Origin of the sequence: Coxiella-like endosymbiont (genome assembly GCF_002871095.1) — a bacterium.
Lineage (GTDB): Bacteria > Pseudomonadota > Gammaproteobacteria > Coxiellales > Coxiellaceae > Coxiella.
Map to the genome: position 1 here is coordinate 1 of NZ_NSHJ01000061.1, position 839 is coordinate 839.

The following is an 839-nucleotide window of genomic DNA, read 5'->3' on the forward strand; positions in this document are numbered from 1 at the left end:
TTAATACTTCCTTTAAAAATAGTGCATTTATTATTTCTAAATAATTTATTTTAGTGATTAACAACTAGGGCTCTATAGATCCCCCCCCGTAGATTTCTTACTAAAAATTTATAAAAAATATTAAATACCACAATTAAAAAAATATTAAATAACAGTTTCAGAATAACTCTATTACCTCTGTATATCAAAAAAATAGAAAATGCTAATACCATATCCATCCGTTAAAAGAGTTCAGTATACGACAACTAAAATGAGCATTGTTTATTTCGTCATCTACAAAAACTATTTCATTTTTTCACATGTATATTTATTTTAATTTTTAAAATATTACTTCATTATTACCTAATGTATTATTTAGATTTTTTGATTAAAATATCAAAGTTTTAATTGTAAATAATTATTGTCTTAAATCATCTTCTAAGAACTTGTGAAAAACGAAGGCTAATAAAATAAAACTCGTTTGATAGAGTTGATTTTATATAGCGCGCCCGGACGGATTCGAACCGCCGACCGCCTGGTTCGTAGCCAGGTACTCTATCCAAACTGAGCTACGGGCGCATATATATTTAGAGCTAGCGAGACTTTTGCCTCAGGGAGAATGACGAAGCGATTTTACTATAAGTAGCTGCACTGTCAAAGGTTACGACTCCATCATCTGCAACTTTATTGATTAAGATTTAGCCTCTTTATACTTTAATTTCTAAAGAGAAGTTTTTTACTTTATAAAACCAAACAATGAACACAGCTATACTATATTATTTTGGAGATAAATGAAAGTATTTCTGTTTTTCACTCTTCTAAAGAGTTAATGCTTTTTAATATTTTATGTACCCTTGAAG

1 tRNA gene is annotated in these 839 nt (G+C 28.7%); it reads right to left on the reverse strand.

The window, feature by feature from the left end:
* Nucleotides 1-483: 483 nt before the first annotated feature.
* A tRNA-Arg gene (locus CLERM_RS00595) sits at nt 484-558 on the reverse strand.
* Between the last annotated feature and the right edge of the window lie 281 nt (nt 559-839).